This window comes from Rhodococcus sp. B50 (genome assembly GCF_013602415.1).
GTDB lineage: Bacteria > Actinomycetota > Actinomycetes > Mycobacteriales > Mycobacteriaceae > Rhodococcus.
In genome coordinates, this window is record NZ_WPAG02000002.1 from 1,017,437 (window position 1) to 1,043,404 (window position 25,968).

Annotated in this window: 24 protein-coding genes and 2 pseudogenes; 8 read left to right on the plus strand and 18 right to left on the minus strand. The window is 64.0% G+C overall.

Annotation, left to right across the window (positions count from 1 at the left end; translation table 11 throughout):
* Window positions 1-7: 7 nt before the first annotated feature.
* Together GON09_RS05020 and GON09_RS05025 are read right to left on the minus strand one after the other, a co-directional pair.
* On the minus strand, window positions 8-1,231 hold the full coding sequence (locus GON09_RS05020; RefSeq protein ID WP_213930864.1) for an LLM class flavin-dependent oxidoreductase: 1,224 nt from the start codon (window positions 1,229-1,231) through the stop codon (window positions 8-10).
* Between the two features lies 1 nt (window position 1,232).
* Complete coding sequence (locus GON09_RS05025; protein WP_213930865.1) at window positions 1,233-1,709, minus strand: cupin domain-containing protein; 477 nt, start codon at window positions 1,707-1,709, stop codon at window positions 1,233-1,235.
* A 413-nt stretch (window positions 1,710-2,122) separates the two neighbouring features.
* On the opposite strand from GON09_RS05025, the gene GON09_RS05030 reads away from it, so the two are divergent.
* Window positions 2,123-3,361, plus strand: a complete 1,239-nt coding sequence (locus GON09_RS05030) for a cytochrome P450 (RefSeq protein WP_213930866.1) — start codon at window positions 2,123-2,125, stop codon at window positions 3,359-3,361.
* A gap of 400 nt (window positions 3,362-3,761) precedes the next feature.
* Window positions 3,762-5,120 carry an MFS transporter gene (locus tag GON09_RS05035; RefSeq protein WP_213930867.1) on the plus strand — a complete coding sequence of 453 codons (1,359 nt, stop codon included), beginning with the start codon at window positions 3,762-3,764 and terminating at the stop codon, window positions 5,118-5,120.
* Between the two features lie 51 nt (window positions 5,121-5,171).
* Here the strand turns inward: GON09_RS05035 and GON09_RS05040 are convergent, their stop codons facing one another.
* From GON09_RS05040 to GON09_RS05080, 9 genes are all read right to left on the minus strand, one after another.
* Window positions 5,172-5,591 carry an SDR family NAD(P)-dependent oxidoreductase gene (locus GON09_RS05040; RefSeq protein WP_244865387.1) on the minus strand — a complete coding sequence of 140 codons (420 nt, stop codon included), beginning with the start codon at window positions 5,589-5,591 and terminating at the stop codon, window positions 5,172-5,174.
* Window positions 5,592-5,749: 158 nt separating this feature from the next.
* Window positions 5,750-7,273 carry a class I adenylate-forming enzyme family protein gene (locus GON09_RS05045; protein WP_213930868.1) on the minus strand — a complete coding sequence of 508 codons (1,524 nt, stop codon included), beginning with the start codon at window positions 7,271-7,273 and terminating at the stop codon, window positions 5,750-5,752.
* Between the two features lie 864 nt (window positions 7,274-8,137).
* Window positions 8,138-8,470, minus strand: coding sequence for a hypothetical protein (locus tag GON09_RS28285; protein ID WP_307854313.1), 333 nt, complete (start codon window positions 8,468-8,470; stop codon window positions 8,138-8,140).
* 16 nt (window positions 8,471-8,486) lie between these two features.
* Window positions 8,487-9,863 carry an MFS transporter gene (locus GON09_RS05055; RefSeq protein ID WP_213930869.1) on the minus strand — a complete coding sequence of 459 codons (1,377 nt, stop codon included), beginning with the start codon at window positions 9,861-9,863 and terminating at the stop codon, window positions 8,487-8,489.
* A 32-nt stretch (window positions 9,864-9,895) separates the two neighbouring features.
* Window positions 9,896-11,461 (minus strand): class I adenylate-forming enzyme family protein, encoded by a 1,566-nt coding sequence (locus GON09_RS05060; protein ID WP_213930870.1) that lies wholly within the window; start codon window positions 11,459-11,461, stop codon window positions 9,896-9,898.
* 284 nt (window positions 11,462-11,745) lie between these two features.
* Window positions 11,746-12,975 carry a CaiB/BaiF CoA transferase family protein gene (locus GON09_RS05065; RefSeq protein ID WP_213930871.1) on the minus strand — a complete coding sequence of 410 codons (1,230 nt, stop codon included), beginning with the start codon at window positions 12,973-12,975 and terminating at the stop codon, window positions 11,746-11,748.
* Between the two features lie 13 nt (window positions 12,976-12,988).
* Entirely contained in the window at window positions 12,989-13,651 is a 663-nt protein-coding gene (locus tag GON09_RS05070; RefSeq protein ID WP_213930872.1) for a PaaI family thioesterase, read from the minus strand.
* Window positions 13,652-13,661: 10 nt separating this feature from the next.
* Window positions 13,662-14,429 carry an enoyl-CoA hydratase/isomerase family protein gene (locus tag GON09_RS05075; RefSeq protein ID WP_213930873.1) on the minus strand — a complete coding sequence of 256 codons (768 nt, stop codon included), beginning with the start codon at window positions 14,427-14,429 and terminating at the stop codon, window positions 13,662-13,664.
* Window positions 14,426-15,613: an aromatic ring-hydroxylating oxygenase subunit alpha gene (locus tag GON09_RS05080; protein ID WP_213930874.1), complete on the minus strand. Its 1,188-nt coding sequence runs from the start codon at window positions 15,611-15,613 to the stop codon at window positions 14,426-14,428. Before GON09_RS05080 ends, GON09_RS05075 begins: the two co-directional genes overlap by 4 nt.
* A 70-nt stretch (window positions 15,614-15,683) precedes the next feature.
* Between GON09_RS05080 and GON09_RS05085 the strand changes: the two genes are divergently transcribed.
* Complete coding sequence (locus GON09_RS05085) at window positions 15,684-16,280, plus strand: TetR/AcrR family transcriptional regulator (RefSeq protein ID WP_213930875.1); 597 nt, start codon at window positions 15,684-15,686, stop codon at window positions 16,278-16,280.
* Window positions 16,281-16,449: 169 nt separating this feature from the next.
* On the opposite strand, the pseudogene GON09_RS05090 reads toward GON09_RS05085, so the two are convergent.
* Window positions 16,450-16,963, minus strand: a pseudogene (locus GON09_RS05090) (acyl-CoA dehydrogenase family protein); the annotation flags it as partial.
* A gap of 151 nt (window positions 16,964-17,114) precedes the next feature.
* Between GON09_RS05090 and GON09_RS05095 the strand changes: the two are divergent.
* A pseudogene (locus GON09_RS05095) lies at window positions 17,115-17,338 on the plus strand (AMP-binding protein); the annotation flags it as partial.
* Between the two features lie 67 nt (window positions 17,339-17,405).
* Here GON09_RS05095 and GON09_RS05100 read toward each other — a convergent pair.
* The 3 genes from GON09_RS05100 to GON09_RS05110 are packed head-to-tail and all read right to left on the minus strand — an operon-like array spanning window position 17,406 to window position 19,248.
* The gene (locus tag GON09_RS05100; RefSeq protein ID WP_213930876.1) at window positions 17,406-17,867 is read right to left on the minus strand and encodes an SRPBCC family protein; all 462 of its coding nucleotides are present in this window, start codon (window positions 17,865-17,867) and stop codon (window positions 17,406-17,408) included.
* Window positions 17,864-18,859: a patatin-like phospholipase family protein gene (locus GON09_RS05105; RefSeq protein WP_213930877.1), complete on the minus strand. Its 996-nt coding sequence runs from the start codon at window positions 18,857-18,859 to the stop codon at window positions 17,864-17,866. Before GON09_RS05105 ends, GON09_RS05100 begins: the two co-directional genes overlap by 4 nt.
* Window positions 18,856-19,248 carry a hypothetical protein gene (locus tag GON09_RS05110; RefSeq protein ID WP_374195387.1) on the minus strand — a complete coding sequence of 131 codons (393 nt, stop codon included), beginning with the start codon at window positions 19,246-19,248 and terminating at the stop codon, window positions 18,856-18,858. The genes GON09_RS05105 and GON09_RS05110 overlap by 4 nt, the downstream gene beginning before the upstream one ends.
* 154 nt (window positions 19,249-19,402) lie before the next feature.
* Here GON09_RS05110 and GON09_RS05115 point away from each other — a divergent pair, with 154 nt between their 5' ends.
* Together GON09_RS05115 and GON09_RS05120 are read left to right on the plus strand one after the other, a co-directional pair.
* Entirely contained in the window at window positions 19,403-20,098 is a 696-nt protein-coding gene (locus GON09_RS05115; RefSeq protein ID WP_213930879.1) for a helix-turn-helix transcriptional regulator, read from the plus strand.
* A 40-nt stretch (window positions 20,099-20,138) separates the two neighbouring features.
* Complete coding sequence (locus tag GON09_RS05120) at window positions 20,139-21,320, plus strand: MFS transporter (RefSeq protein WP_213930880.1); 1,182 nt, start codon at window positions 20,139-20,141, stop codon at window positions 21,318-21,320.
* A 121-nt stretch (window positions 21,321-21,441) separates the two neighbouring features.
* On the opposite strand, the gene GON09_RS05125 is transcribed toward GON09_RS05120, so the two are convergent.
* Window positions 21,442-21,855: a lipopolysaccharide assembly protein LapA domain-containing protein gene (locus tag GON09_RS05125; protein WP_213930881.1), complete on the minus strand. Its 414-nt coding sequence runs from the start codon at window positions 21,853-21,855 to the stop codon at window positions 21,442-21,444.
* Between the two features lie 306 nt (window positions 21,856-22,161).
* On the opposite strand from GON09_RS05125, the gene GON09_RS05130 reads away from it, so the two are divergent.
* Window positions 22,162-24,009, plus strand: a complete 1,848-nt coding sequence (locus tag GON09_RS05130; protein WP_213930882.1) for a flavin-containing monooxygenase — start codon at window positions 22,162-22,164, stop codon at window positions 24,007-24,009.
* An 85-nt stretch (window positions 24,010-24,094) separates the two neighbouring features.
* Here the strand turns inward: GON09_RS05130 and GON09_RS05135 are convergent, their stop codons facing one another.
* Window positions 24,095-24,679: a dihydrofolate reductase family protein gene (locus GON09_RS05135; protein WP_213930883.1), complete on the minus strand. Its 585-nt coding sequence runs from the start codon at window positions 24,677-24,679 to the stop codon at window positions 24,095-24,097.
* 95 nt (window positions 24,680-24,774) lie between these two features.
* Here GON09_RS05135 and GON09_RS05140 point away from each other — a divergent pair, with 95 nt between their 5' ends.
* Entirely contained in the window at window positions 24,775-25,476 is a 702-nt protein-coding gene (locus tag GON09_RS05140; RefSeq protein WP_213930884.1) for a TetR/AcrR family transcriptional regulator, read from the plus strand.
* A gap of 17 nt (window positions 25,477-25,493) precedes the next feature.
* On the opposite strand, the gene GON09_RS05145 is transcribed toward GON09_RS05140, so the two are convergent.
* Window positions 25,494-25,745, minus strand: a complete 252-nt coding sequence (locus GON09_RS05145) for a DUF6480 family protein (RefSeq protein WP_213930885.1) — start codon at window positions 25,743-25,745, stop codon at window positions 25,494-25,496.
* Between the last annotated feature and the right edge of the window lie 223 nt (window positions 25,746-25,968).

Genomic DNA, 25,968 nt, shown 5'->3' on the forward strand with positions numbered 1-25,968 from the left:
TGCGTGGTTACCGGGCGCTCTTCACGCGCTCGTAGTCCTGAGTCGCCTTACTGATGCCGGTCGCGAAGCGTTCACTGAAGCCCTCTTTGCGCGCCTGCGTCCAGTGGTAGGAATTCAGTAGCGGCTCGCAGGTACCCGTGAAGCGCGGCATCACGTCGCGCATGAGGATCCGGTACATGCGCGAGGTGGCCTCGGTGTCGGCCCAGTCGTGCGCGGTTGCGAGGAAGGTGCCGAATCCGCCGGTTCGGTCGATGAGCTTCTGGATGTAGTCGATCGCGTCGTTCGCATCGCCGATGCAGCCGTATCCGGATTCGTTGACGCGTCGGACCAGTTCCTCGTGTGCGATCTCTTCGCCGGGTTCGATCATCTTCATGGGGGTGACGACGTGGCGGTAGTCCATGAAGTCGCGCAACCCGTACCGGGTGTCTTCGACGGCCTGTTCGAAGGTGTCGGCGATATGGATATTGCCCACGACCGCCCAATCGTTCCGGTCTATGCTTTGTCCGTATTCGTTCGCCTGATCGGTGGCGATATCCCATGTCTGGGCGAGCATTTCGATGGACTTGGCGCTGGTTCCGCCGATGGAGAGCAGCCCGAGACCGTACTTTCCGGCGAGCTTCGGACCCGACGGGGACATCGCCGCGGCGACCGTGATCGGCACACCGGGGTGCGAGTAGGGACCCAATTGCAGCCGGGCATCCTCGAGAGAGAACCACTCGGTCTTCCGATCGACCGGCCCCGGGGTGTTCAACAGCTCCAGAATGGCGTCGAGCGATTCCTCCATTCGTGGCCGCAGAAGGTTGTAGTCCATGCCCATCATCTGCGAGTCGGCCACGAGAGCACCCGGTCCGACGCCGATGCGAATGCGGCCCCGCGTCATGTGATCCAGGAATGTGATCCGATCGGCAACCATCAATGGATGGTGGTAGGGAAGAGAGATGACGCCACTGCACAATTCGATGCGTCGGGTGCGTTGCGCCGCCGCCGCGATCATCAACTCTGGCGACGGCCCGACCTCATAACCCCCGCTGTGGTGCTCCCCGAACCACACCTGATGAAATCCGAGCCGGTCGAGGTCCTCGACGTGGCGAAGATCCTGTTCGATGGCCATCGTGGGGTTTCGCCGCGGGTTGTGGTACGGCGGGAGGAACACCCCGCACCGCAGGGGCGCCTTTCTCGCGCTGACCGTATGCTCCACGGTCGATCCGTCGGTCGCGCCTGAGGGTTCCATTTCAACTCTCCTGTCGGTCGTGGCGGGAGGCGCCACAGATAGTGACGAGGGCCCTGGCCGTCTGTTGTCCGCGGTTGTGCCAGCGGTGGGTGTTGCCGTTGACCACTACGGTGTCGCCGGCGTGCAGGTCGATCTCCACGCCGTTGTCGAGTTCGAGAACGAGCGAACCTTCGAGCAGGACGTGCACGTCGACCGAGTCGGTGCGGTGAAATCCCGGCGCCTGCTCGTCCATAACGACAATTCCGTTGTCGCTGTCCCCGATCCGCCCGGGCTCGAGCACCCAACCGATCACCCAGACTCCGCCCGGTCCAGGGAAGCCGACAGTGTTCGGCACCTCACCGGAGTTGGGGAGTTCGGGAATGGAGTCGGTTCGCCAGATCGGGTCGATGCCGGCGGCGTCGAGTCGCTCGATCTTCTTGTCGGCGACGATCAGGGCTGCGTTGTTGCGTTCGATTGTGACGACCCGACGAAAGCTCATGGTTTCCCTTCGGAAGATTGCCCGACGACGGCGAACTGCAGCGAGATTCGGGAAAAGACATGTAGTGCAACGGATTCACATTTGTCGAGCGCACAGCCGAATCGTGTTGCACCGCCAGTGGTGCACATCCCCGAGCAGCACCAGGGTGCCGCGCATCACACCGATCAATCTAAATGCTATCGGTTATTCGGTCAAGCGATGCCGGCTGCGCACGAGAAGAACCCGCAACCCCCAGATATCCACACACCGACTGTTGACCGGTGCAAACCCCTGATCTACCTTCGTCCCAAGGCACTCGCCCCACTCCCGTCGGACTTCGTGCTTGCCACAGCACGAACTCGCTCCGCGCTACCCGGATGAGCACGTCGATGACGAGGTGCTCGTTCGGACCACTCCCTCGCGAAGGACCACCGATGACCTCGACACAGCTCGATATTCCCGCTCACCTGATCACCGATTTCGATGTGTACGATCCGTCCCTGGCCGTACCGGTCGATGTGTTCCAGGAGCGGGTCGCCGCATTGCGCAAACAGGGGCCGATTCTCTACTCGCCACATCACGGCGGGCATTGGGTGGTCACGCGATACAAAGAAGCACTGCAGGTACTTCAAGATGCAGAGACATTCTCGAGCTTCCCGAACAATCTGCTCAATGCCGCACAAGGAAAGTTCCTTCCCCTCGAGCTCGACCCGCCCGAGCACGGCTACTACCGGCAGGCGTTACAGCCGTTGTTCAGCCCCAAGCAGATGAAGGCACTCGAACCCGAGATCCGAAAGATCATCACCGAGCTGATCGACGGGTTCGCCGACAAGGGCGAATGTGAATTCATCGCCGACTTCGCCCATGAACTGCCGACCCGGATCTTCCTTGCCCTGATGGGGTGGCCGCTCAGCGACGCGCCCCAGTTCACCGAGTGGACCGATATCACGCTCCAAGGCATCCCCGGCGCGAGCGAGGCAGAATCGGCCGATGCCCGCGCGAAGGCAGCCGGCGAGATCTACGAATACTTCGGGAAGGTGGTCGCGCGAGTCCGGTCCGGCGACGACACCACCGGAAGTCTTACAGCGCAGATCATCGATACCCCGCTCGATATCGGCGGCACACCGCGTCCCTTGACCGACGAGGAACTGTGCCGGATGTTCTTTCTGCTGCTCGTCGCGGGCCTGCATACCGTTCAAGGCGCACTCGCTTGGGGACTGATCCACTTGTCCGACAACCCTGAACAGCGGCAGGCGATCATCGAGGACCCTTCCTTGATCCCCTCGGCGGTGGAGGAAATTCTGCGGATCGAGACAGCGACGAGCGGTGGTCGTCGCGCGACCCGCGACATCGAGATCGGTGGCGTCTCCATCAGGGCCGGCGATCAACTCCTGGTGGTGATGACGTCGGCCAACCGCGACGACGACGAGTTCGACGATCCGGATGAACTGCAGATCGGACGGCATCCCAACCGGCACATCGGGTTCGGCGCCGGCCCGCATCGCTGCCTCGGTTCCCATCTGGCACGATTGGAGCTTCGACTCGCGATGGAGGAGATCCATACGAGGATTCCCGACTACGCACTCGTCCCGGATAATCCTCCGGTCTTCCACTCGTCCCAGGTGCGCGGATGCGAGAAGCTTCCTATCACGTTCACACCGTCGGGGCGTTGAGGGCCCTCTATCCGGACACAACAGTCGACCCTGCAGTGGAGGTCTCCGGCACAATCGTCGGGGACCTCCACCGTCCGGTCACAGCGTCGAGGGCATCGACGAGAATGCCGGTTCATCCGCAGGTGCTGTAGCACACCGTCACGTCCGAGCGAATCGATCTCGATAGTGCTCAGACCCAGCACGTTCTCGCAGATCCCTCGCGTCTGCTCGCCGGACCGGGCGCTTGCCGCAGCGCCCGGTCCGGCAGCGTCGCGAAGTGCGCTACCTGCCATCAACGTCGACGTCACCCGTCGAATCCGCAGCGATTGCCAATAGACACATCTAATTACATTAGTTTAATGTGGTCCGCGTCACTTCCGACTCGGGCGCTTCGCCCAGCACTCCCCACGCGAGGTTTCACATGACCGAACGTACGACCGCTCCCGCGGACAATGCCACGACGACGAGCTCAGAACCCGCCCGCGCAGACTCCCGCCGCGCAAGCCGTGCCGCATTCGTGGGCACCTTGCTCGAATACTACGACTTCAGCCTCTATGCCTCGGCCGCATCGGTGGTGTTCGCCTCCGTATTCTTCACCGGCTCGAGCCCCCTTCTGGGAACACTGCAGGCGGTGGGCACCTTCGCCGTCGGCTTCCTTGTCCGACCCGTGGGTGGGGTGATCCTCGGCAGCCTCGGCGACCGCCTCGGCCGCAAGAAGATCCTCGTCTTCACCCTCATCCTGATGGGTGTCGCCACCCTACTCGTCGGCATGCTTCCGGGCTATGACCAGATCGGCTGGGCTGCACCGGCTCTGTTGGTCTTCCTGCGCATCCTCCAGGGCATCGGAGCCAGTGGTGAATACGGAGGCGCCGCTCTGGTCGCCGTCGAGTTCTCCCCTGAGAAGAAGAAAGGGTTGATGGGCTCACTGCCCGGCATGGGTGCGGCACTCGGCGGTGTGCTGGGCACACTGTCGCTGCTCGTGGTGTCGTCTCTGATGTCCCAGGAGAGTTTCCTTGCCTGGGGATGGCGCATCCCGTTCCTGTGCAGCGTCGTCATCCTCGCCTACGGCCTGTGGCTCCGTCGCAGCCTGCCCGAGACACCGGCATTCCGGAAGATCGAGGAGAGCAAGACCGTCTCGAAGAGCCCTCTGCTCGATGTGATCCGCCGGCAACCGCGTGCCCTGCTGACCGTGCTCGTGATGACCATCGGCCAGACCGGCATCGGCTACTTCTACATCGTCTTCATGGGCACCTTCGGAACCAACCAACTGGGTTACGGCGGAACCGAAGTCCTGATCGGTCTCATCGCGGCACAGCTGACCAATGCCATACTGATCCCGATGTTCGGTTCCCTCTCGGACCGGGTCGGGCGGGCCCCGGTGATCATGTTCGGCTTCCTCTACAGCGCCGTGTTCGCCTGGGTCGGCATCTCGATGCTCTCCGGTGTCGGGACACCCCCACTGCTGTACTGGGTGATCATGGCTGCCGGCAACGGCATCGGCGTCGCCGCCATCTTCGGACCGATGGGCGCCTATGTGATCGAGCTGTTCCACACCCAGCACGCCTACAGTGGCCTCGGCCTGGGCCGGGAAGCCGGCAATGCCCTCGGAGCGGCATTCGTCCCGGTCATCGCGGTTGCCTTGGCGTTCGACGACACCACGATTTGGCTGAGCCTTCTGATCTGTGTCGTCTCGCTGCTCGGATTCGGGGCGACCGTCCTGTCCCGTACCCGATCCTCGGCCGACGCGACCCAAGACGACAGAACGCCGATCACCGCATAACGACAGCATCATGTGGGGCGGGCTCCGATCGACAGGATCGGAGCCCGCCCCTCATTCCGGACTGAACACAGACGCTGCCACGGTGCGGGATTCGAAACCGTGCCGGCAATGCCGGTAGCCGGAAGGAATTACGAACACGCCGATGTTCGTCGCGACAAATCCCGGCATCACGCAATTGACCGTGATGCTGCGATGTGCGACCTCAAGAGCCGTCGACTTCGTCACTCCCACGAACCCTGCCTTGGCGGCTGAGTAAGCGCTCATCCCCGGGGACGGACGCCGTCCACCCGATGCACTGTTGACGAAGACGACTCGGCCCCTGCGTCGCACATCACCGGCAACGCGAAGTGCGTGCAGTAGAACGCGCCGTTGAGGTTGACCGCAATGACTTCGTCGAAGTCTTCCGAGCCCTGCTTCCTGGACGCGGCGGCCGGAGAGAGTTCGCACGGATGGCGACGACGCGTCCCCCATCCGCGAAGATCTTTGCGGGCCATCTCCGCATCACGGGCACTACGCGAATAGTTCACCGCCGCAGCGAATCGGTCGCCTGCGAGCCGACGGGAGATGGCCGCACCGATACCGTGCCACCACCGGTGACCACCGCGCCCTCAGACGAGTTCACGACCGAATCACCGAACCTTGTCGTAGTCGTCGGGCACATTCGCGAAAGCGTCTCGCAACTGTCGTTTGGCGATCTTCCCACTCGGCATCCGGGGCAGCGGTTCATCCATGAAGACGACATACCGCGGAACCTTGTAGTCGGCGAGACGTTCGTTGCAGAAATCGACTACCTCGGATTCCTTCAACTCGGTGGTTGAGCGGACCAGTGCGGCCGGTGTCTCGCCGAACTTGGCGTCGGGAACGCTGATCACCGCGACCTCCTCGACTCCGGGAATCTGGTTGATCACCGTTTCGATTTCGGCAGGCGAGATGTTCAGACCACCGGAGATGATCATGTCCTTGAGACGATCGACGAACGTGAGGTAGCCGTTCTCGTCGAGTTTTCCGAGATCGCCGGTGTAAAGCCAACCGTCGATCAGGGCCGACCGGGTCGCGTCCTCATTGCGCCAATAGCCCGGCATCATGCCGGGTCCGCGCAGAAGAATCTGGCCGGTTTCGTTGGGACGCAGATTGTTACCTTCGGGATCGACGACGCGAATCTTGGTGAAGATGCCGCCCCAACCGCACTTGTCGGGATGTTCGGCTGCTTCCTCGCGTGGCATCGCGGTCGCGGATCCACCGATCTCGGTCTGACCGTAGATCTGTCGCAGCGACACTCCTTGCGCCTGCCATTTGTGCAGAAGATCGACGGGCACACGCGCACCACCGACGTGTGCGGTCACCATGTGACTGAGATCCGTGTCCGTGAACCCGGGAACCCTTGCGATCTGTTCGAAGAGGATCGGCGGTCCGGTCAACGTATTGGCCTTGTCCTCTGCGAGGATGCGCAGCGCCCTCGCCGGATCGAATCCGGGTTGGAGGAACAAGGTTCCACCGTGCAGAACGACACGCGAAATACCCCAGATGATGCCGGCAGCGGTGAACAGGGGCAACACCAGCACCGGTCGCAGGTTGTTCGGCTGAATCGGTTCCATCAGGTGCCACTCGTGCATCTCACCGGCAATCGTGCCGTGGGTGAAGATCACACCTTTCGGTTTGCCGGTGGTACCACTGGTGAACACGATGGCGGTGGGGGTGTCGAGATCGACCACCGGCGTCCGGTACTTCGCATGGTCGCCGCCGCGCAGCGGACGCACATCCTTTTCGAACACGGCGATCGAGAACGTGCTACGTGCCTGGTAAACCTCTTCCAGGCGCGGCAACAGCGCTTCCTCGCAATAGATGACGGTGGGTTCGCAATCGTCGACGAGAGTGGTCAGTTCACCGACGAGCATGCGCTGGTTGAATCCGACCGCGATAGCGCCGACCTTCATCGCACCGAGCGCCGCCACAGCCCACTCGAGGCTGTTGGCACCGAGAAAGCTCACCCGGTCACCGGGAACGACACCGCGGGAAACGAGGTCGTGGGCGACACCGTCCGCCCAGGCTGCCAACTCTGCGTAGGTGACGCTGTTTCCATCGAAGTCGATGGCGGTCAGATCCGGCTTCGACCGGGACCAGTAGGTCAACGCGTCTACAACTGTTCCGCTCATGTAGGCCTCCAAGAGTTGTCGTCGAGCGCGGGGTGCTCGACGGCGCGCACGGCGGACCGTGCCGTGCGCCTTCGGCCTCCCGGAGAGGCGTACGTCACATCCGCGGTGTTGAATCTAAAGGTCGTTGTTTATTGAAGCAAGTACGGATTGTTCTCCGCTGCCCGAGCGACTGCGAGCATCGCCCCGACCTCGATCAGTATCTGCCGGCCCGGCCCCGACGCTGCCCTTCGGTGCATTCGTACCGATCGATCCGCTGCCAACTGTCGAATCCGAACGACTCCGGTCTACCGAGCGAGGACGTTGGTAGCGGCGCCATTCCCGTCGCTCCGCTCGCCCCGGCAAACGCCCCGGCGGCGCGAACCACTTGATCGACCGGGACACCACTGATCGCTTCGGTCCGTTCCGGTGTGGCCGGCCCGACCGCCACAGACAGTGCCGCGAGGCCGTCGCCATAGCGATCGCAGAACTGCCGGTTGTGCCACTGTTCGGACAGGATGACGTGCAACATTCCGGCGAACAACGCCGCGTCGGTTCCCGCCTTCGACCGCAGATGCAGGCCGGCGTGCGCTGCGGTTTCGCTGAGCCGGGGTCGACGGTGAGTTTCAGACCCCGTTCCCGAGCCTTGCGGATCGTGACGAACGGATTCTGGGTGATCGCGCCGTCACCGTCTCCGCCGTTGAGCGAGACCATCGGGTTCGTACCGGCCAGAAGCCACACGTCGGCGGTGTCGAAAGCGTTGCCGGCCTCCCATATATCGGCCCATGCGCGACCGCACAATCCGCTTGGCGGATTGGTCGATGTTCTTGGTGGAGAACAGTTTCCGGGATCCTGTGGTGCGAACTCCGGCCCGTGCCCTGGGTCCGGTCAGCGCTGCGACGTTCTGCTGAGCGCCCATGAAGAGAGCGGGTGCGTCCGCGCCGTGCTGTCCCCTGATAGCTCCGATACTCTCGGCGATCTCGGTGATCGCGACGTCCACGTCATTCGGTTCGTAGGTGCCGTCGCGGGTACGGCGCATGGAGGTGGTGAGCCGGCTGGGTCCGTGGAAGAATCATCACTTCGGCGGCCCTTCGGGCACGAGTAGCCGCCTGAGAGCGGATGCAAGCCGTCGCCGACGATACCGACGATGCGGTTGTCCTCGACCTGCACCCGCGCTCCGCAAGATGGGGCACAGGGGCAGCACGACAAATGCACAGACACGTCGCAGTCCGATTCTCTAGGGCGCCGGTGCGGGCGCCTGTTCGACCACGGTCACGAGGTCGCCCAGCCGGGCGCGCCGACGGCTGCGTGCCGCCATCACCGCCAGCGTGGCGACTGCGAGCGCAGTGGGAACGATCGTGAGCAGGAAGATCGTGCGCGCATCCATGCCGGCTGCGATCAACAGGGCACCGACGCTCGGTCCCGCGATCGAGCCGACTCGGCCGATGCCCATGGCCCAGCCGACTCCGGTGGCGCGGACGGCCACCGGGTAGACGGTCGCTGCGAGTGCGATGATGCCCGCCGAGCTCCCGGACATCCCGAATCCGACGATGAAGATGGTCACCAGCAGAAGCGGACCGTTTCCGAGCAGTGATGCCACCGCCCCGGTGAAGATCGCGCCGAGGGTGTAGCCGGCCATGACGACGAGGTAGCCGTTGCCGATGCGGTCGGTGATCCACCCGAATGTCAACGCACCGGTCATGCCGCCGAGATTGAACAGGGATGCGGCAAGCAATGCTGTGGAGGCACTCTGTCCCCCCTCACTGAACAGGGTCGGCATCCAGCTGAGCAGGAAGTAGATCACCAGGAAGTTGATAACGAACACCGTCCAGAGCAAGACCGTGTCGATCGCCCGTCCCCGTGCGAACAGCGCCCCGACGGGTGAGGTGCTTCCTGTCGGCACATCCTGGGTGAACCGGACGGACTCCGACATTCCTGCAGCGGGTGCGATCTGCGCGACGATCTGTGCTGCCCGCCCGTTCTCACCTCGTGCGGCGAGGAATTTGACCGACTCCGGCAACCACTTCATTGCTACTGCCGCGACCCCCAGCGGTAGCACGCCGCCGATCACGAACAGCGACTGCCAGCCGAACTCCGGGATGAGAAATGCTGCAGCGAAACCTCCGACGAAACCCCCGAGCGACATGCCGGCGATCGTGACGGTGACCGCGGTCGCACGGATCCGTGCGGGACTGTACTCACTGACCAGTGCGACAAGATTCGGTGTCACTCCGCCGAGGCCGAGACCTGCGATGATGCGCAACACGATCAATGCCGTCATCGAGGTGACCAGGGCGGTCGCCAAGGTGAAGACGGAAAAGATCAGGGTGCACAGGATGATGACCTTGCGGCGGCCGTACCGGTCGGCGATCGGGCCGAACACCAGGCTGCCCACCACCATCGCCCCGGTACTCAGCGCGAGTGTCAGCCCGAACGACGCTTTCGATACGCCCCAGTCCTCGGACAGGGCGGGAATGACGAAACCGATCACCTGTGCATCGATACCGTCGAGCACGGCCAATGCCAAACACAGTGCGACGGCGCGCTTCTGCAGCGCAGACATCGGCGATGTGTCGATGATGTGTGCGAGGTCGACATCACGGGTGCTGCTCACAGGGCAGGTCCTCTCGGAGAAGGAAGTGAGGTTCAGGACGAGGACGGCACACCGTCGACCGCGACGACATCGCGCGGAACGGGGATCGCGTGGACAGGAGGTGTCCGGAATCGCTCACGCAGAGCGTTTTTCGCGAGTTTTCCCGAGAACGTGCGCGGGAGCGGTTCATCGAGGGCGACAGCGTGTACCGGACGCTTGAACTTGGCGAGGTTCTCGCTCGCGACGGTGGTGATGTCGCGGATGATCTCACTTGCCGCGCGCTGACTGTGGAAGACGACCATGGGAACTTCTCCCCAACGATCGTCCTCGACACCGATGACAGCCAGGTCCACCAGCCCGTCGATACCGTGGAGGACCTTTTCGATCTCGGCCGGGTACACATTCAGGCCCCCGGAGATCAGCATGTCCTTGCTGCGGTCGACCACCTTGAGAAAGCCGCCTTCGTCCTGCATGCCGAGGTCACCGGTGTGCAGCCAGCCGTCGACGAGGGTTTCTGCCGTGGCTTCCGGCTTGTTCCAGTATTCCCGCATCACGTGCTCACCCCGGATCACGATTTCACCGACCTCGTAAGGCTCGGCGAAGCCTCCTTCGGGGTTCGCGATGCGAAGTTGCGTTCCGGCCAAGGCCAGTCCCGCGAAGCCCGGTCGGGAGCGCGCGTCCTCGTAGTTCAGCGTCGAGGCCATGCCGGAGGCTTCGGTCAGCCCGTATGCCTGGGTCATGGGCACACCTCGACTGTTGTAGAAGTCGAGCAGGTCCAGGCTGATGGGGGCGCCGCCGGCCCCGGCGAAGGTGAACTTCGCGAGTTTGCGCCTGCCGAAATCGGGGAGTTGCGTCATGCGTTCCCAGATGACCGGGACGGTGGTCGTCGCGGTGATCTGCTCACGTTCGAACGTATCCAATGCGATCGCAGGGTCGAACTCGCGCAGCAGCACCATCGTCGCCCCCGGCAGCAGCACGAGCTGGGTGAAGATCGAGAGCACCGACCCGGTGTAGACCAGCGGAGCCGAGCACATGACGCGGTCGCGGCCGGAGATGCCGTGGCTCAGGACCTGGGCGACGCCGGGTGCCAGTGCATTGCGGTGGGTGATCAGTGCACCCTTCTGCACTCCTGTCGTGCCCGAGGTGTAACAAATGAATGCCGGTTCGGCGGCGTCAATTTCGACCTCAGGTGCCGCGCCCGGATCGAGGAGTGCGTCGTACGAGCGGTGCTCGGTGCCGCCGATCGCGAAGATGTCGAAGTCGCACTGGCCGGCACCGACCTCGAGCAGAGGTGCCAGTTCGTTCTCGACGATCACGACGCGCGGCGCGGAGTCCACGAGCATCGGTGCCAGTTCCTTGCCGACCAACCGGAAGTTCAGGGGGACACTGATTGCGCCCAGTTTGAGAGTGGCAAGGATGGTGTGGGCCAACTCGGGACGGTTGAGCATCATGACGCCGACGCGGTCGCCTTTGCCCACTCCGCGGGCGGCGAGTCCTCGTGCCAGTGCGTCGGTGATGGCGTCGACTTCGGCCCAGGTCTGGGATGTGTCACCGAATACGATTGCTTGGTGATCGGGACGCGTCTTGCCCCAGTACCGAACCAGCTCGGCCAGATTCATGTCGTCTCCTCGTGTGGGGCCGTGGCGGCGTGACCGCTCTCGCTCACGGCGGTGAAAGATGTGGCCCGTGGCGGGCCTGTCCACCTGTTCAAGACGCGCCGGTCCGGCGGTGCGCCCCGAATGGCTGCTAGGCAGCAACACTCGGGGCGTTCACCGCGTGGGCGAGGAGTGTGTGAGCTCCGTCACCGGCGTCGGATCGAATCTAACATCTGTAGGTAATTGGCACAACACGGAATTTCAAGAAATTCGGACGAATCCCTGTTCCGTGCGAGCCGCTCGCGCGACTATCGCCGCCCGGCCGAACCCATCACCGGTTCATCCTCGAATACACCGGCACCCGAGGGCTTCTGCAGCACCTCGTGCGTATGCGCTCCCAACTCGGGAGGCAATGAGGGAGCGAACTCCTCCCCTACGACCCGAACAGGACTGACAACGAACTCGAGCTCACCGACCCCCTCGTACTCGACCCGATAGGTAGTAGCCCGAGCGGTGAAATGCGGATCCGAGATCAGGTCGGTCACATTGTTGACCGGCCCGCCCGCCACGTCGTGTTCGACGAACAGCGCGACCCATTCGTCCCGGGTGCGCCCGAGGAAGATCTTCCGTAGTTCGCGGTACACATGATCGGCCCGTGCAGGCGCCTCACTGTCAACCGTCGTCAGGTCGACCTCGAGCAGATCCGGACGACCCACGGCCACACAGAAATTACCCCAGAACTTGTCGACATGGGAGCCGAACAGAATGGCTTCCCCGTCCTTGGTGCGATACGCCTCGAGGCGCGGCCAGTCGGGCAACCGTCCGTCCGGCAGCCACGTCGGACGCGGGATCGAACGATCCTTGTTGAGTTCCGCGTCGACGAGATCAGGCATCCATGCCGCAGCGACATCGACACCTGCCACCTCGATCCTGCAACCCTCCCCCGTACGACCGGCCCGGTGCACGGCCGCGAGCAGACCCATCGCACCGTATGCGCCGAGCGCATACATCGCCGCCGGCGGCGTCGTCGCGCCCGCGATCCCATCCGCGGGCGGATCCTCCGGCGTTCGGACTTCCCGCAGTCCCGCGTATGCGTCGAACACCGGCCCTCCGGTGCCGAGCCGGCAGTACGGACCTTCGGACCCCATACCCGAGACCGTGCAGAACACGATCTTCGGATTCACCTGTCGCAGTTCGTCATAGCCGACACCCAACCAGTCCAGATAACCGGCACGCATACCCTCGACGACCGCGTCACACGTACGGGCCAGATTCATGAAAGCCTGCTTGCCTTCAGCTGTACGCAGGTCGAGCGCGACACTCTTCTTTCCTCGGTTCCAACGCAGATGCATGAACGACGGCCCGTCTTCATCACCGATCGCACGACTGCCACCGATACGCACCGGATCACCCAGAGGACCCGACTCGATCTTGATGACCTCGGCGCCCATATCGGCGAGATGGCCACCGGCCGACGCCGGTGCCAGCTGCGCAACTTCGAGAATGCGCATGCCCTCGAGCAACGAGTACCCACTCATATCGCACCACTTTTCATATCGCACCACTTTCGGAAATATTCACAGTTTGTTCGGGTTTCAGTTCCACCCACAACCCGTCGCCCTCGGCGACCAGCACGTCGCCGTGATGCATGGTTGCGCGCATGAACCGCTTACGGCCGTCCTGCCGCAGGAACTCGGCTTCCACGCGTAACTCGACTCCGAGGGGCGCCGGCGCCCGAAAATCCACATTGAGATAGGCCGTGCGTGCCCACGGCCGGCCCGCACTGTTGGCGAGCCGGGCCATGATCTCGTCGAAGATCAGCGGTGTGACGCCGCCGTTCATCGCATACCGACCGGAATGGAAACGCCCGACCGTGACCCGGCCGCTGGCTTTCGTGTCCGTCACCACGTCGATGTGCAACGGCGGCGCGAGGCACTGGCCGCGACCGGCAAGATCCCAACGGTGGCCTGCGAGCTGTGCGTCCTCGTCGGTCTCGAACTGTTGCAAACGCGCGGCAACCGTGAACAACTGATCGGCGATGCTTGCTGCGTCGGCAGGATTCGGACGCGACCTGGTGAATGCCTCCTGGACCGCACGCACGGCGGCGACCAACTCGGCGAACTCGTCGTTCGCCTGCCCAGTGGGCGTGAACGGATCGTTCCAATCCGGATCCCAGATGTCGATAGGGGTCCTCGTGGACGGTGACATATCCATGACAGTCCTGTCAGTCGATTCCGGCGGGGGCGCCGAAGAATTCACCGAACATCTCGGCTACCGGGCGTGGTCTGAGAGTCGTCCGTGCGGCGGTGTTCTCCCGGTCGTAGCGACTACGCAGATCGGTGCCGTATCCGGTGAGCAGGAGTGATTTGATTTCCCGGATCGCTTCGGCGGGTTGTGCCGCAATCTGCTCCGCTGCCTCCAGCGCTGCTGCGAGTACGTCGCCGTCGTCCGCGTAGCGGGTGAGCAGACCGATCCGATATGCCTCGGCGCCGGTAACAGCACGCGAGGTCATGAGCAGATCACGCGTCTGTCCCGCGCCGATCAGCGTGTCGAGGAGCCACGTCAGGTTCGCGCCGCCGTACTTCGCCGCCGTTACGGTCAACGTCGTCGACGGACCACCGACGCGAAGATCCGAACAGGCGGCGAGCAGCGTGCCCGCTCCGTACGCCATGCCTCGGACCGCGGCAATCGTGGGTTTGGGGAACTCGACATACCGCCAGAGCAGCTCCTCGCGTTCGAGCATCGCCTCGAGGTTCTCCTGTGACGACAGGGCCTCGAGTTCGCGCAGGTCGTACCCTGCCGAGAATGCACTCGTGCCGGCACCGGTGAGCACTACTACCCGCACAGCCTCCTCGGCGGCTGCACGGGTGAGACGCTCGTCGAGTGCTCGTTGCAGCGACAGCGAGATTGCGTTGTGCACCTGTGGACGATCGAGAGTCAGCTGCAGCACACCCGGCGCGGGAAACGATTCGAGCAACTCCCGAGAGGTCACGGTGTCGAACCCGCCTTCGCTGCGCGGCGCTCTTCCGCGACGGCAGCGGCGTCACGCGTGATCATCTTGTGGAATACCTGTCCCGGCAACTCGTTTCGTCCGTATATGAGTTCCTCGACCTGGCCGTGTGCGACGTTGTCGGTGATCGTCTTGGTGACGAACCAGTCCTCGGCGTGCAGGGTCTCCATGAGCAGTTCCCAGTTCTTGTCGAGGATCCGCTGTTCTCGGGGCGTGGTGGGCTCGGTCGGTGACAGCAACCGGATGGTGCAGTACGAGACATTGGGATCGTCGACGTCGGGGACGATGGTCCAGATCTCGAAGTGATTGGGTTCGGTGACCAGCATCGTCCCCGGGTAGATCGTGTAGTTCGCCAGGGAATAGTCGCGCACATCGAACGAATCCGGGTCCGCGTCGCGCACTTCGGTGATCGACTTACGCGCCACGACGATCCGCCACGACCGGTCGACGAGGTCGAAAGCCGTGATGTTCCCTTCCAGAAAGTTGCACACCGTCTTCGTGTGCAGCTGGCACAGGTGGTAGGAGTCCTGCACCCCGTCCACGGCGATCTTCCAGTTCATGTCGAGTTTCCACGTCTCTTTGCGGACCTGGAACGAGGAAGCGATTCCGGTATCGGCGACCTCGGCGTCGTGCTTTTCTCCCAGAACCTTCGCGATGTCCAGTTGTGCGCCGACCGTGGGCACGACCCAGACCAACCCGTGCCGTACCTCGCATGGGAACTCGACCAATCCGTACTGCGAGCGATCCAAACCCTCGAATCCCTCGGCGTGCGGCATGCCCCGTAGCGCGCCGTCGCGACCGTACGCCCAGTTGTGATAGGGACAGCTGAAGACGCGTTTGCATCCGGCTTCGGCGAATTCGACTTTGGCGCCTCGATGGCGGCACACGTTGGAGAAAGCCTTGACGCTGCCGTCGGACTGCCGGATCACCAGCAGTGGAGTGCCGATGAGCTCGGTGGTGATGAAGTCCCCGGTGTTCTTCAGCTCATCGATATGGGCCACGATGTGCGGAAAGCGACGGACCACATCACGTTCACGATCGGCGAGTTCGGGATCGTTGAACACCGTGAACGGCACATGGAGCATGCCGTCCGCGTAGTCGGTGGAGTTGTTGTCGACGTGCGCGATCAGGCGCTCGGTGAGTTCGATCTTGTCTTCGCGCTGCATGCACCCATGCTGACACATGAGACATATGGAATCTAGTGTCTTAGAACTTACCGGGCGGTATTGTGCACATGTGGCACAGAAGACCGAAACCGAGACCGCGGACGTCGGCACGGCGATCCTCATCGCCGCCGAACTGTGCTTCGAACAGTTCGGTATCACCAAGACCACCATGGCCGACGTCGCACGGGCTGCGAACATGTCGCGCGCGACGGTGTACCGCTATTTCTCCGATCGAAACTCGCTCATCATGGCGTCGATCGTCCGTCGAGCACGACTCAACATGGACACCGCCCGCCACCGCATCCGGCAGCATCCGACCTTCGCCGACCGCATCACCGAAGGCATCTGCGCGAACGTCCGGCGAGGACTGCGCGATCCCATGGTGCATCTGCTGGTCTCCCCCGCCGAAGCCACGCTCGCCACCAATCTGCTCTCCACCTCCGGCAGAGCCGTCGAACTCACCCGAGAACTATGGGAACCGATCCTCATCGAGGCCCAACAAGCCGGAGAGATGCGCGCCGACGTGGACCTGGACCTGCTGTGTGAGTGGATCTCCGAACTCGAAATGACCTACATCAGCTCGCTCGGAGCCGGCGTGGGGTCGCTCGACCACCTGCGAACGAAGCTCCTCTCATTTTTCGTCCCGTCCCTGCTACCTCGCATATGAAGTTGCACCCTCACGCTCGAGCGGGACCACGGAGGTTCGGTCGCGAGAGGCAGTCGTACGTGTTCGGGAGCCCGAGATCTACAGAACGCGCAGCCCCCAGGTCCGGATTCGCCGAGAGCGGTGACGACAACCGGCAATTCGCAGTGTTCGCACCGTCCAACCCGCCCTCCCACGGGACTGCGGCCTTGTTGCCGCGTTCGTCGATGGTCTCGGCCGCAAGACGACACAGCAACCGGGCCTGATCGATCGCGACGCGAGATTCAGCGATCCGATATTGGACGACACCCTGCTCGGCCGGCGTTTTATCGAAGGCCACACGGTCCTGCGCGCGCGTGGTCCTCAGCGCCAGGGCCCGTTCGGCGGCCCCGAGGGCGCGCATGCGGTGATGGATGCGCCCCGGCCTGAGACGAGCTTGCGCCATGGCGAACCCATCGCCTTCCTCCCCGAGGATGTTCTCCGCGGGAACACGCACGTCGTCGTAGACGACTTCACAGTGACCGCGCTGGTCGTGTCGTCCGAACACCGGCACGTCGCGCACAATCGTGACACCGGGGGGTATCGATCGACACCAGGATCATGGATTGCCGACGGTAGGTGTGCTTCGGTATTGCATGAGGTCGAGGGCGTACTCGACACAGAGGTTCGCTACCCCTTCCGGATTCATCCGACCTCCCGGTTACCACCAGGTGGGCAGGGCGGTACACATCGAGACCACTGCGCAGGCGGCATCCTCGGGGCTTAGGACCCGAAAGTATCCGGCGCGCACTGCCGTTAGGCCGTGTTTCATAGGCCCGGGGTACGGAGCCACTGATTGATCGCGGCAATACGGTCCCGGCGGGCCTGACCAAGATCTACTCGGGCGGAGCGCCGATCCCACCGAGCACCATCGCGGCGTTCGAGGAGCGGTTCGGCCACTACATCCACAACATCTACGGCCTTACCGAAACGACCTCACCGTCGCACGGGGTGCCGCTCGGCAGGCGGGCTCCGGTCGACGAGCTGACCGTAGCGACCTCGGTGGGCGTGCCGTCTACGACGACACCGTCGTGCGGATCGTCGCCTGAACTGCTTTCGCAGACCGGTCCGTCCCGCCGCGACACGCGCGATGTTCCGACCGACCGGTCCTCAAGGGGTGGGTCGGTCCACGTCCCCGCGCCACCCACCGGTCTCGTGCCCGCGCTGCTCGATGAACTCTTTGAACTTCCTCATGTCGTTCTTGATCCGGTTGCCGAGAACACCGAGTTTGTCGGCTGCATTCTCGACGAATCCCTCGGGGTCGACATCCATTTGGGCTGTCACTCGGGTCTTCTCGTCATCGAGGCGATGGAACGTGATCACTCCCGCGTGGTTGGGTCCCGAGTCGGAGGTCCAGGCCACCCGCTCGTCCGGATGTTGCTCGGTGATGGTGGCATCGAACTCGCGGACCTGACCTGCGATATCGATGACCCAATGAACATGCGTGTCGTCGAGTTGCCGGATCTCTCGCACCCCTTCCATGAAATGAGGAAACGATTCGAACTGCGTCCACTGGTTGTACGCGACCCGGATCGGTACATCGACATCGATGGCTTCTGTGATTGTGCTCATGACGATCGCGTACCCCTCTCCCGAGAAGGCCACACCCGACACGATGCCGCAGGCGTCACGTATCCGCGCTGTCGACCCATCGGATCGGAACCGCGGCCGGGAATGCGACCGCTCGACGCGTCCGGCTCCCCGAGCCGGGGCCGGTGATTGTGCAGGGACAGAATACGTTCGGGGTGGGGCCGCCGATCTCCCCCGGCGGCAATCCAGGCTTGCGTCGCCCGATGGGCCCGCTCGATCAACTCGCCGGCATGGCTGAAGTCGATCGGCGACACGGACACCGGGCACAGCGGTGGTAGCACGTGCAGCTCGACCCGTGCGGAGAAGTCGGCGACCTCGAGCAGCAAGCGTTGGTGAGTGAGCAGCGTCAGAGCCTGCACCGCATTCGCCAGCGCGGTGGTCGGTGGATGTTGCAGGGCGCAGGCGTAGCCGGCGGGCAGCACCCACACGTCGTCGGCACCCAGGGCGACGGCTTGGGAGAGAGCAGCATCGTCGGCGATACCCCCATCGACCAGGTTCAGTCCCTCCCGTTGCACGGAGGGCAGCACACCGGGGACGGCAGCACTGGCCAGCACGGCGCTGACGGCCTCACCGGTCGAGAGCAGGACCTCCCGGCCGGTGAGCAGGTCGGTGGCCACGAGGTGCACGGGGATCGCCGCGTCTTCGAGGTCGCGATAGGACAGGTGAGACTCGATGAGCCGCTTCAGATTCCGGTCGGAACACAGCGAGGGGCGGACCCCGGCCGCGGCCAGGAGTTGACGCACCGGATCGAGCGGGAAGACGTCCTGCCGGCGCAGACTCCGCCAGATCGCCGCCAGGTCGTCCAAAGCCGGGATACCGGTGCCACGACCGGCGAGGTACGCGGCGTTGAGAGCTCCGGCCGACGTGCCGATCATCAGGTCGGGATGTATGCCTCTTTCGGTGAGCGCATAGAGCATGCCGACCTCCACGGCACCGAGACCGGCCCCTCCACCGAAAACGAAAGCGGTGGTCATCGCCGGGGCGGGTCGTACACGGAGGCCAATCGGCCAAGGGTCAGTGCCGCAAGCAGCAGGCCGACATCCCGCAGGGCGACATCATAGAATCCGGAATAGCTCAGCAGGTTGATCACGATGCCGGCAAGCCAAGCGGCGACGATGTAGGCCGCGTACCGCGGTTTGATCGCGACGGCGACACCGGCGACGATCTCGATTACTCCGACCACCAGCATGACCTGGTGCGCGCCGAGGGGACTGATGTCGACGATCCACGGTGCCAGATAGTTCTGCCAGGTGGTGAGCACGTTCGTGAACTTGTCTACGCCCATGGCGATCGGGAGCACGGCGAATCCGATGCGCAGCAGGATGAATGCCCCGTAGGCGGGATCGCTGCGAGCGCGGTGCATCACGTCGCCGCGTACGGATGAAGCGGCCGAGATGGCAGATGAGTGAGCTGCGGGAGTGGTCATCACAGACCCCCTTGTAAAAACAATAGTTACTGCTTTTAGAGTCGTCCCGCCGATCCTATTTGTCAATACTTTTTGGTGTTAGCGTTGGGGTATGTCCACTTCCCGGTCCGCTGCACCGGCGGCGCTGGCGGCGTTGAGCAACCTCGACGATCCGTTGCGGCGCAGGCTGTTCGAGTATGTGTGCGAGAGCGAGGAACCGGTCTCGCGGGAGCAGGTGGCGAGCGCACTCGATATCGGCCGAACCCTGGCGGCCTATCATCTGGACAAGCTTGCCGATGCCGGCTTGGTGACGGTCGATTACCAGCGGCCCGCGGGGCGCAGCGGACCCGGCGCTGGACGGCCTGCGAAGTTCTACACCAGGACGACGACGGAAATGACCGTCAGTGTTCCGCCGCGCGACTACGAACTGCTCGCCCGATTACTCGTCACTTCGGTCGAACAGGACACCGACGGAGCGGTGCGAGCGACGGTGAACGAGGCTGCACGCGACGCCGGGCGGCGAGCCGTCGCCGCCTCGGGTGGTGATCTCCTGAAGGCGCTGCACGGCTGCGGATATCTGCCCCGGGCCGACGCCGACGGCGATATCGATCTGCGTAACTGTCCCTTCCACCTCGTCGCCCGAGACCATCTGGATGTGGTGTGCGGGTTGAATCTGCGTCTGGTCGAGGGCCTGATCGCCGGTAGCAGCGAACCCCATGCGCATGCCGAACTGAACCCGAGACCGGACCGGTGCTGCGTGGTGATCCACAAGGCACCGGCCGGCACGAGGAATACGCCGAACAGGTAATGGCGGCGTTGCATACCGCACCCCACAGCAGTGAGACCGGATGACCGGAAACATCTCCGTGTCCGCGGAGCGATATCGGGTGTGGCCGCTGTACGCCGCGGGATTCACCACGGCCTTCGGCGCGCACAGCATCGCCGCCAACCTCGGCGCCGAAGGGTCGGACCTGCACACCTCGCTGCTGTATCTCGGTGTGCTGCTGGCCCTGTACGACGGCGCCGAGGTCGTCCTCAAGCCGATCTTCGGCACCCTCGCCGACCGCATCGGGGTGCGCCCCGTACTCATCGGCGGCCTGGTCGGATTCTGCGTCGCCTCCACAATTTTCGTGATCATCGACGAGTCCGCATGGCTTTGGCTCGCGCGCCTGGGCCAAGGCGCAGCCGCATCCGCCTTCTCCCCTGCCGCCGGCGCACTCGTCGCCAGGATGAATCCGGTCGCCGCGCACGGTCGGGCCTACGGTACCTACGGCTTCTACAAGAGTCTCGGCTACACCCTCGGTCCGCTCCTCGGCGGCGCCCTCGTCTGGTCGGGCGGCCTGATCACCTTGTTCGCCGCGCTTGCCGTCCTGTCCGCATTCGTGGCCCTGTGGGCCTCGGTCGTCGTGCCCGCCCTGGCGCCACTTCCGAAATCCCGGCAGACGCTCGTCGACCTGGCGCGCCGACTGGCCGAAGGCGCCTTCCTGCGCCCGACGCTGGCCTTGGCGCTGGCCACCGCCGCGCTGTCCGTCGGTGTCGGATTCCTACCCGTCTCCGGTGCTGCCGCCGGGCTCGGCCCGATCATGACCGGCGCTGCAGTCTCCGTTCCGGCCGCGTGCGCCGCGATCGCGCAACCCCGCGCCGGGCGCGCCCTCGACTCCGGTCGTCTCCGCTCGGATATCGGTCTGGCTACCGGACTCGTACTCACCGCGACCGGGCTTGCGTGCGCTCTGATCCCGGGCATCGTCGGAGTGCTTGCGGCCGCGGTCGGTATCGGGGTCGGCACCGGGATGATCACCCCGATCGGCTTCGCCTCCCTGGCGGCTTCGACCCCCGAGAACCGCATCGGCCAGACGATGGGCGCAGCGGAACTCGGTCGCGAACTCGGCGACGCCGGCGGGCCCCTGCTGGTCGCGAGTGTTGCCGCTACCGTGACCCTGACCGCGGGATATGCCGCACTCGCTGCACTCACCATTGTTGCGCCGGCCGCCATGCTCACTCGCCACCGACAACACCCGCCACCGGCGTGACGACGACGCGACTTTCGTCATTGCATCGCTGAGGCCTCGTCGATGTCGTCTCCTCCTCGCAGGTGCCTCGCAACGAACCCGACCGGACAGCACACCGCGGAAGTGCCGTAACCGGGGTCCGTCATCGACCGGCGCCGAGCGTGCGTTGCCGGTTGGCGGCGTGGCGGAGCTGCAAGATCCGCAGGCCCCCGGCGATTCCGACTATCGCCGCTCCGGCGATCGCAGCAAACAGCAGTGCCACACCCAGCGGCAACGAGAAGTCCCACCCGAAGAGTTCGAGGGTGATGCTGTCGAGATTCTGCAGGATGAACACCAACAGCAACAGCAGAATCAGGACACCGACGATCAAAGCGGTCCACAGCGCCCCGGTACGGGTGCCCCTGATGCCTTTCCGCCGAGCGAGGTCGGGATGCAGTTCGGCGGTCGCGTCCGGATCCGGTGTCGTGCCCGATGGGGGAACCGGAACGTCGTTACGCCGCGCGGAAGGCGAGAAGTCGGAATTCGAATCGCCTGGGCCTCTCGGGCTGGTTGTCATGCCGGTCGAGTACCCCCTCGGGCTCCGGTTATCCCGTCCCATTCGGTCACCCGACGAGTGCTGCGGACGGACATGCCGCCACGCGAGCGGTCGAGGCGTCCCCGAGACGAGTCGGCTCGATCGGTCGGCCGGATAACGCGCGGCTCGTCGCCATCGACTTCGGGTGTTGCACCGATCACACGAACCACGTAACCTCGGTCACAACTTGACACACCGTCAAGTAATATTGACTGGTCGTCCAGCGCCGTTTCCCCACGAATACTGCCCACGACTCGGCTCAGGATGCACGCACGCAAAGGATTCCCCATGGCGTTCACACTCCCCGACTCGAAGCTCCCCCTCGACCTCGACTTCGATCCGCACCTTCTGCGTGAGCGCTTCGAAGTGGACAAGAACAAGCGAATCCGGCCCGATACTCTCGCCCAGTTCCAGGGACTCTCCGACGTGCTCGAGCTCGACGATCGAGACCCCTTCGTCGAGCCGATCAACCGCGAGCCCGTGACAGAGGAACTCGACGCCCTCGTTCTCGGCGGCGGCTTCGGTGGCCTCACCGCCGGCGCCTATCTCACCCAGAACGACATCACGAACTTCCGCATCGTCGAGTACGGCGGCGACTTCGGCGGCACCTGGTATTGGAACCGCTATCCGGGCGTGCAGTGCGACATCGAATCGCACATCTACATGCCCCTCCTCGAGGAAACGGGATACGTCCCCAGCCAGCGCTATGCCGACGGCTCCGAGATCTTCGAGCATCCCCAGCGCATCGGGCGCCACTACGGCCTCTACGACCGGACCTACTTCCAGACCCGCGCCACGAAGGCCACCTGGGATGAGGAAGAGCAACGCTGGGAGGTGACCACCGATCGCGGAGACCGCTTCCTGACCAGGTTCCTCCTGCGCTCCAACGGCGCACTGACCAAGCCGCAACTTCCCAAGGTCCCCGGCATCGGCGACTTCGAGGGCAAGATCTTCCACACCAGCCGCTGGGACTACGAGTACACCGGTGGATCACCCGCCGGGAACCTCGAGAACCTGCGCGACAAGCGCGTCGCCGTCGTCGGCACCGGCGCCACCGGCGTCCAGGTCGTCCCCTACCTCGCTGCCGACGCGCAGGAACTCGTCGTGGTCCAACGGACCCCGAGCGTCGTGCAGCCCCGCAACAATCGGAAGACCGACCCTGCCTGGGCCGCGTCGCTGAAGCCGGGGTGGCAGTACGAGCGGCACGACAACTTCAACGGAATCATCTCCGGCCATGAGGTCGAGGGCAACCACGTCGACGACGGCTGGACGCATCTCTTCCCGGCCCTGCAGGGGCAGCATCTGATCGATACGCGCATCTCGGAACTCTCCGCCGCCGACCAGGCCGTCGTCGCCGAGATCGCCGACATGCAGTTGCTCATGAGCGCACACCGACGGATCGACTCGATCGTGACCGACCCCGCCGTCGCCGACGGGCTGAAGCCGTGGTTCGGATACATGTGCAAGCGACCCTGCTTCAACGACGAATACCTCGACGCCTTCAACCGCGAGAACGTGACGCTGGCGGCCGCACCGACGGGTATCGACGGCATCACGGTCGACGGCATCGTCGTCGGAGGCAAGCACTACGAAGTCGACTGCATCGTGTTCGCTACCGGATTCGAGACCGGGTCCGGACCCGCCGGAATCTACGGCTACGACGTCCTCGGACGCGATGGCCGGTCGATGCAGGAGTACTTCTCCGACGGCGCCAAAACCATGCACGGCTTCTTCACACACGGTTTCCCGAACTTCGTCGAGCTGGGCATGAGCCAGACCGCATACTACGTCAACTTCGTGTACATGCTCGACCGGAAGGCGCGGCACGCAGCGCGGCTGATCCGGCACGTGCTGGACACCGGGATCGGCTCGTTCGAACCCACCACGGAGGCCGAGTCGTCGTGGGTCGCCAAAGTCCGTCAGTCGAACGAGCCGCGAGTCGCGTACTGGGCGGCGTGCACGCCCGGCTACTACAACGGCCAGGGCGACGTGTCGAAGGCCGTGTTCAACGAGGTCTACAACTCGAGCGAGATCGATTTCTGGAACATGATCGAGGGTTGGTGGGAGGCCCGTGAGTTCGAAGGCCTGACGTTCGAACCGTCTCGCTCGGTCGTTCCCGTCGAGGTCCAGGCCTGATCCGAGACGTGCTCTTCTCTGTCGACTCGTCGAGCGCTACGGCGTGGCCACTGTCCGGTCGACAACCGGACAGTGGCCACACGTTCTATCGGCGGCGCACCCGATAGCGCAGGTGGAGCACTCTGTTGCCCCGAATCACCACGTCGGGATCCTCCAGCAGGTGCTGTGCGTGCATCGACCCGAAGTAGCGTTTACCCGAACCGAATACGACGGGTACGACATCCATGCGCACCTCGTCGACGAAGCCCGCAGCCAGGACCTGTCCCCCGACGTCGCCGGCAGCGAGCTCGACGATGCGGTCAGCCGCGAGCTCCTGCGCCTGGACCACCGCTGCCTCGACGCCGTCCACGAAACGGAACGGCGTCTCCGGATCCCACCCTTCGGGCATCGGCCGGTGCGTCACGACGACCACGTGGTCGACCCCGCTCGGAGGCTCCCCGTCCCAGCCGCCCGTCATGTCGAAGACGTGTCGGCCGACGATCGTCACCCCGATCTCGTCCCAGTACGGCCGGATGTACTCGTAGGACGTCCGGGACACCTTCACGAAGCCACTGTCGTCCAATGGGACGTCGCCACTGGTCAGCCAGTCGAAAAGCTTTCCGGGCCGGTCGTTCTCGTCCGCGATGAAGCCGTCCACCGATACCGAGGCGTACATGACCACTTTGCCCACAGCGCCCTCCGGGGAGTTCGACGTTCCCGACGCTACTCCCGAGCCGGGTCTTGCCTGCCCCGATCGGACCGCACCACGACACTAGGATGCGAGCCATGGAGTCGATCACGTCCCCGGCAGCGGCGAGCGACGGGGATGCCGGACAACGGATACCCGATCCGGAGAGTGGGCGGCGTCGGCGGATACCTCGCGGCGAGATCCAGCGGCAGTCCATTCTCGACGCGTTCGAGCGATGCCTGCGCGAGATGCCGGCCGTAGACATCTCGGTCAAGGACATCACGGAGGCTGCGGGGATCAAGCGACCGAACTTCTATTTCTATTTCGAATCCAAGGACGAGGTTCTCGGCGAACTGGTCGGCAGAGCCTGGGACGATTGGGCCGACAGCATCGGTGGCTATCACCGCCGCGCCGGAGAGTCCCATGCCGACTATTTCGACCGGCTCTTCGGCACGTCCTATCGCGCATGGGTGAAACGCGACCGCGTGATGGTCGCCGGCATGCAGGCCGTCAATTACGACGACAAGCTGCGGGCTCGATGGACGTCGTTGGTCACGGATCTCAACAGCCAGTTGGCAGCACAGATGAGCAGGGACGCCGATGCCGGCGAGATCACTCCGCTGTCGGACGACCACGAAGGCCTCGTCACGACACTCACAGACATGCTGGTCATGGCCTTCTTCAAGGACCGGTCGCTCAGGCCCCCCGGAGCCGAGTCGACACGAATGCTGACCAGTGTGAAGACGATCTGGCTCGGAACATGGGGCGCACCGAACTCCTCGTCACATCGAATTCACTGATTCGCATCTTCGACGGTTCAGAACAGGCCGATCGCTCGGACGATCAGCCCGACCGCAACCATCAGGACCACGATCACTGCAATCGCAATAGCAACGAGGGCACCGACACTGCGACGTTGCGGAGGCTCATGTTGCGGACCACCCACGGCGGTCTCGGCCGGCGGAGTATCTCCCGGCGCCACGCCGCCTCCGGGTTCGAGACCTGGCGTATTCGCGGGATCGGGGTTCTGCGGATCGAACCTGGACGCATCGGGAGTCTCGTCAGCCATGCTTTCGTGTACCCGAAAATCAGCGGCCGACGCCTCAGCTGCGCCCTTCACAATTCGACTGCTCACTCAGCTCGTGAGTACAACCCCTGGGACAACAATTCGATGATCTCGGATTTCACATGTCCGCTGATTCGCGCAGATAAGCTGAAATCGGCCGAAGGATGCGCCGGTACGGGGCTTCGGCGCCGATAACGCCACTGTTCCCAAGCCTTTTGATCTCGGG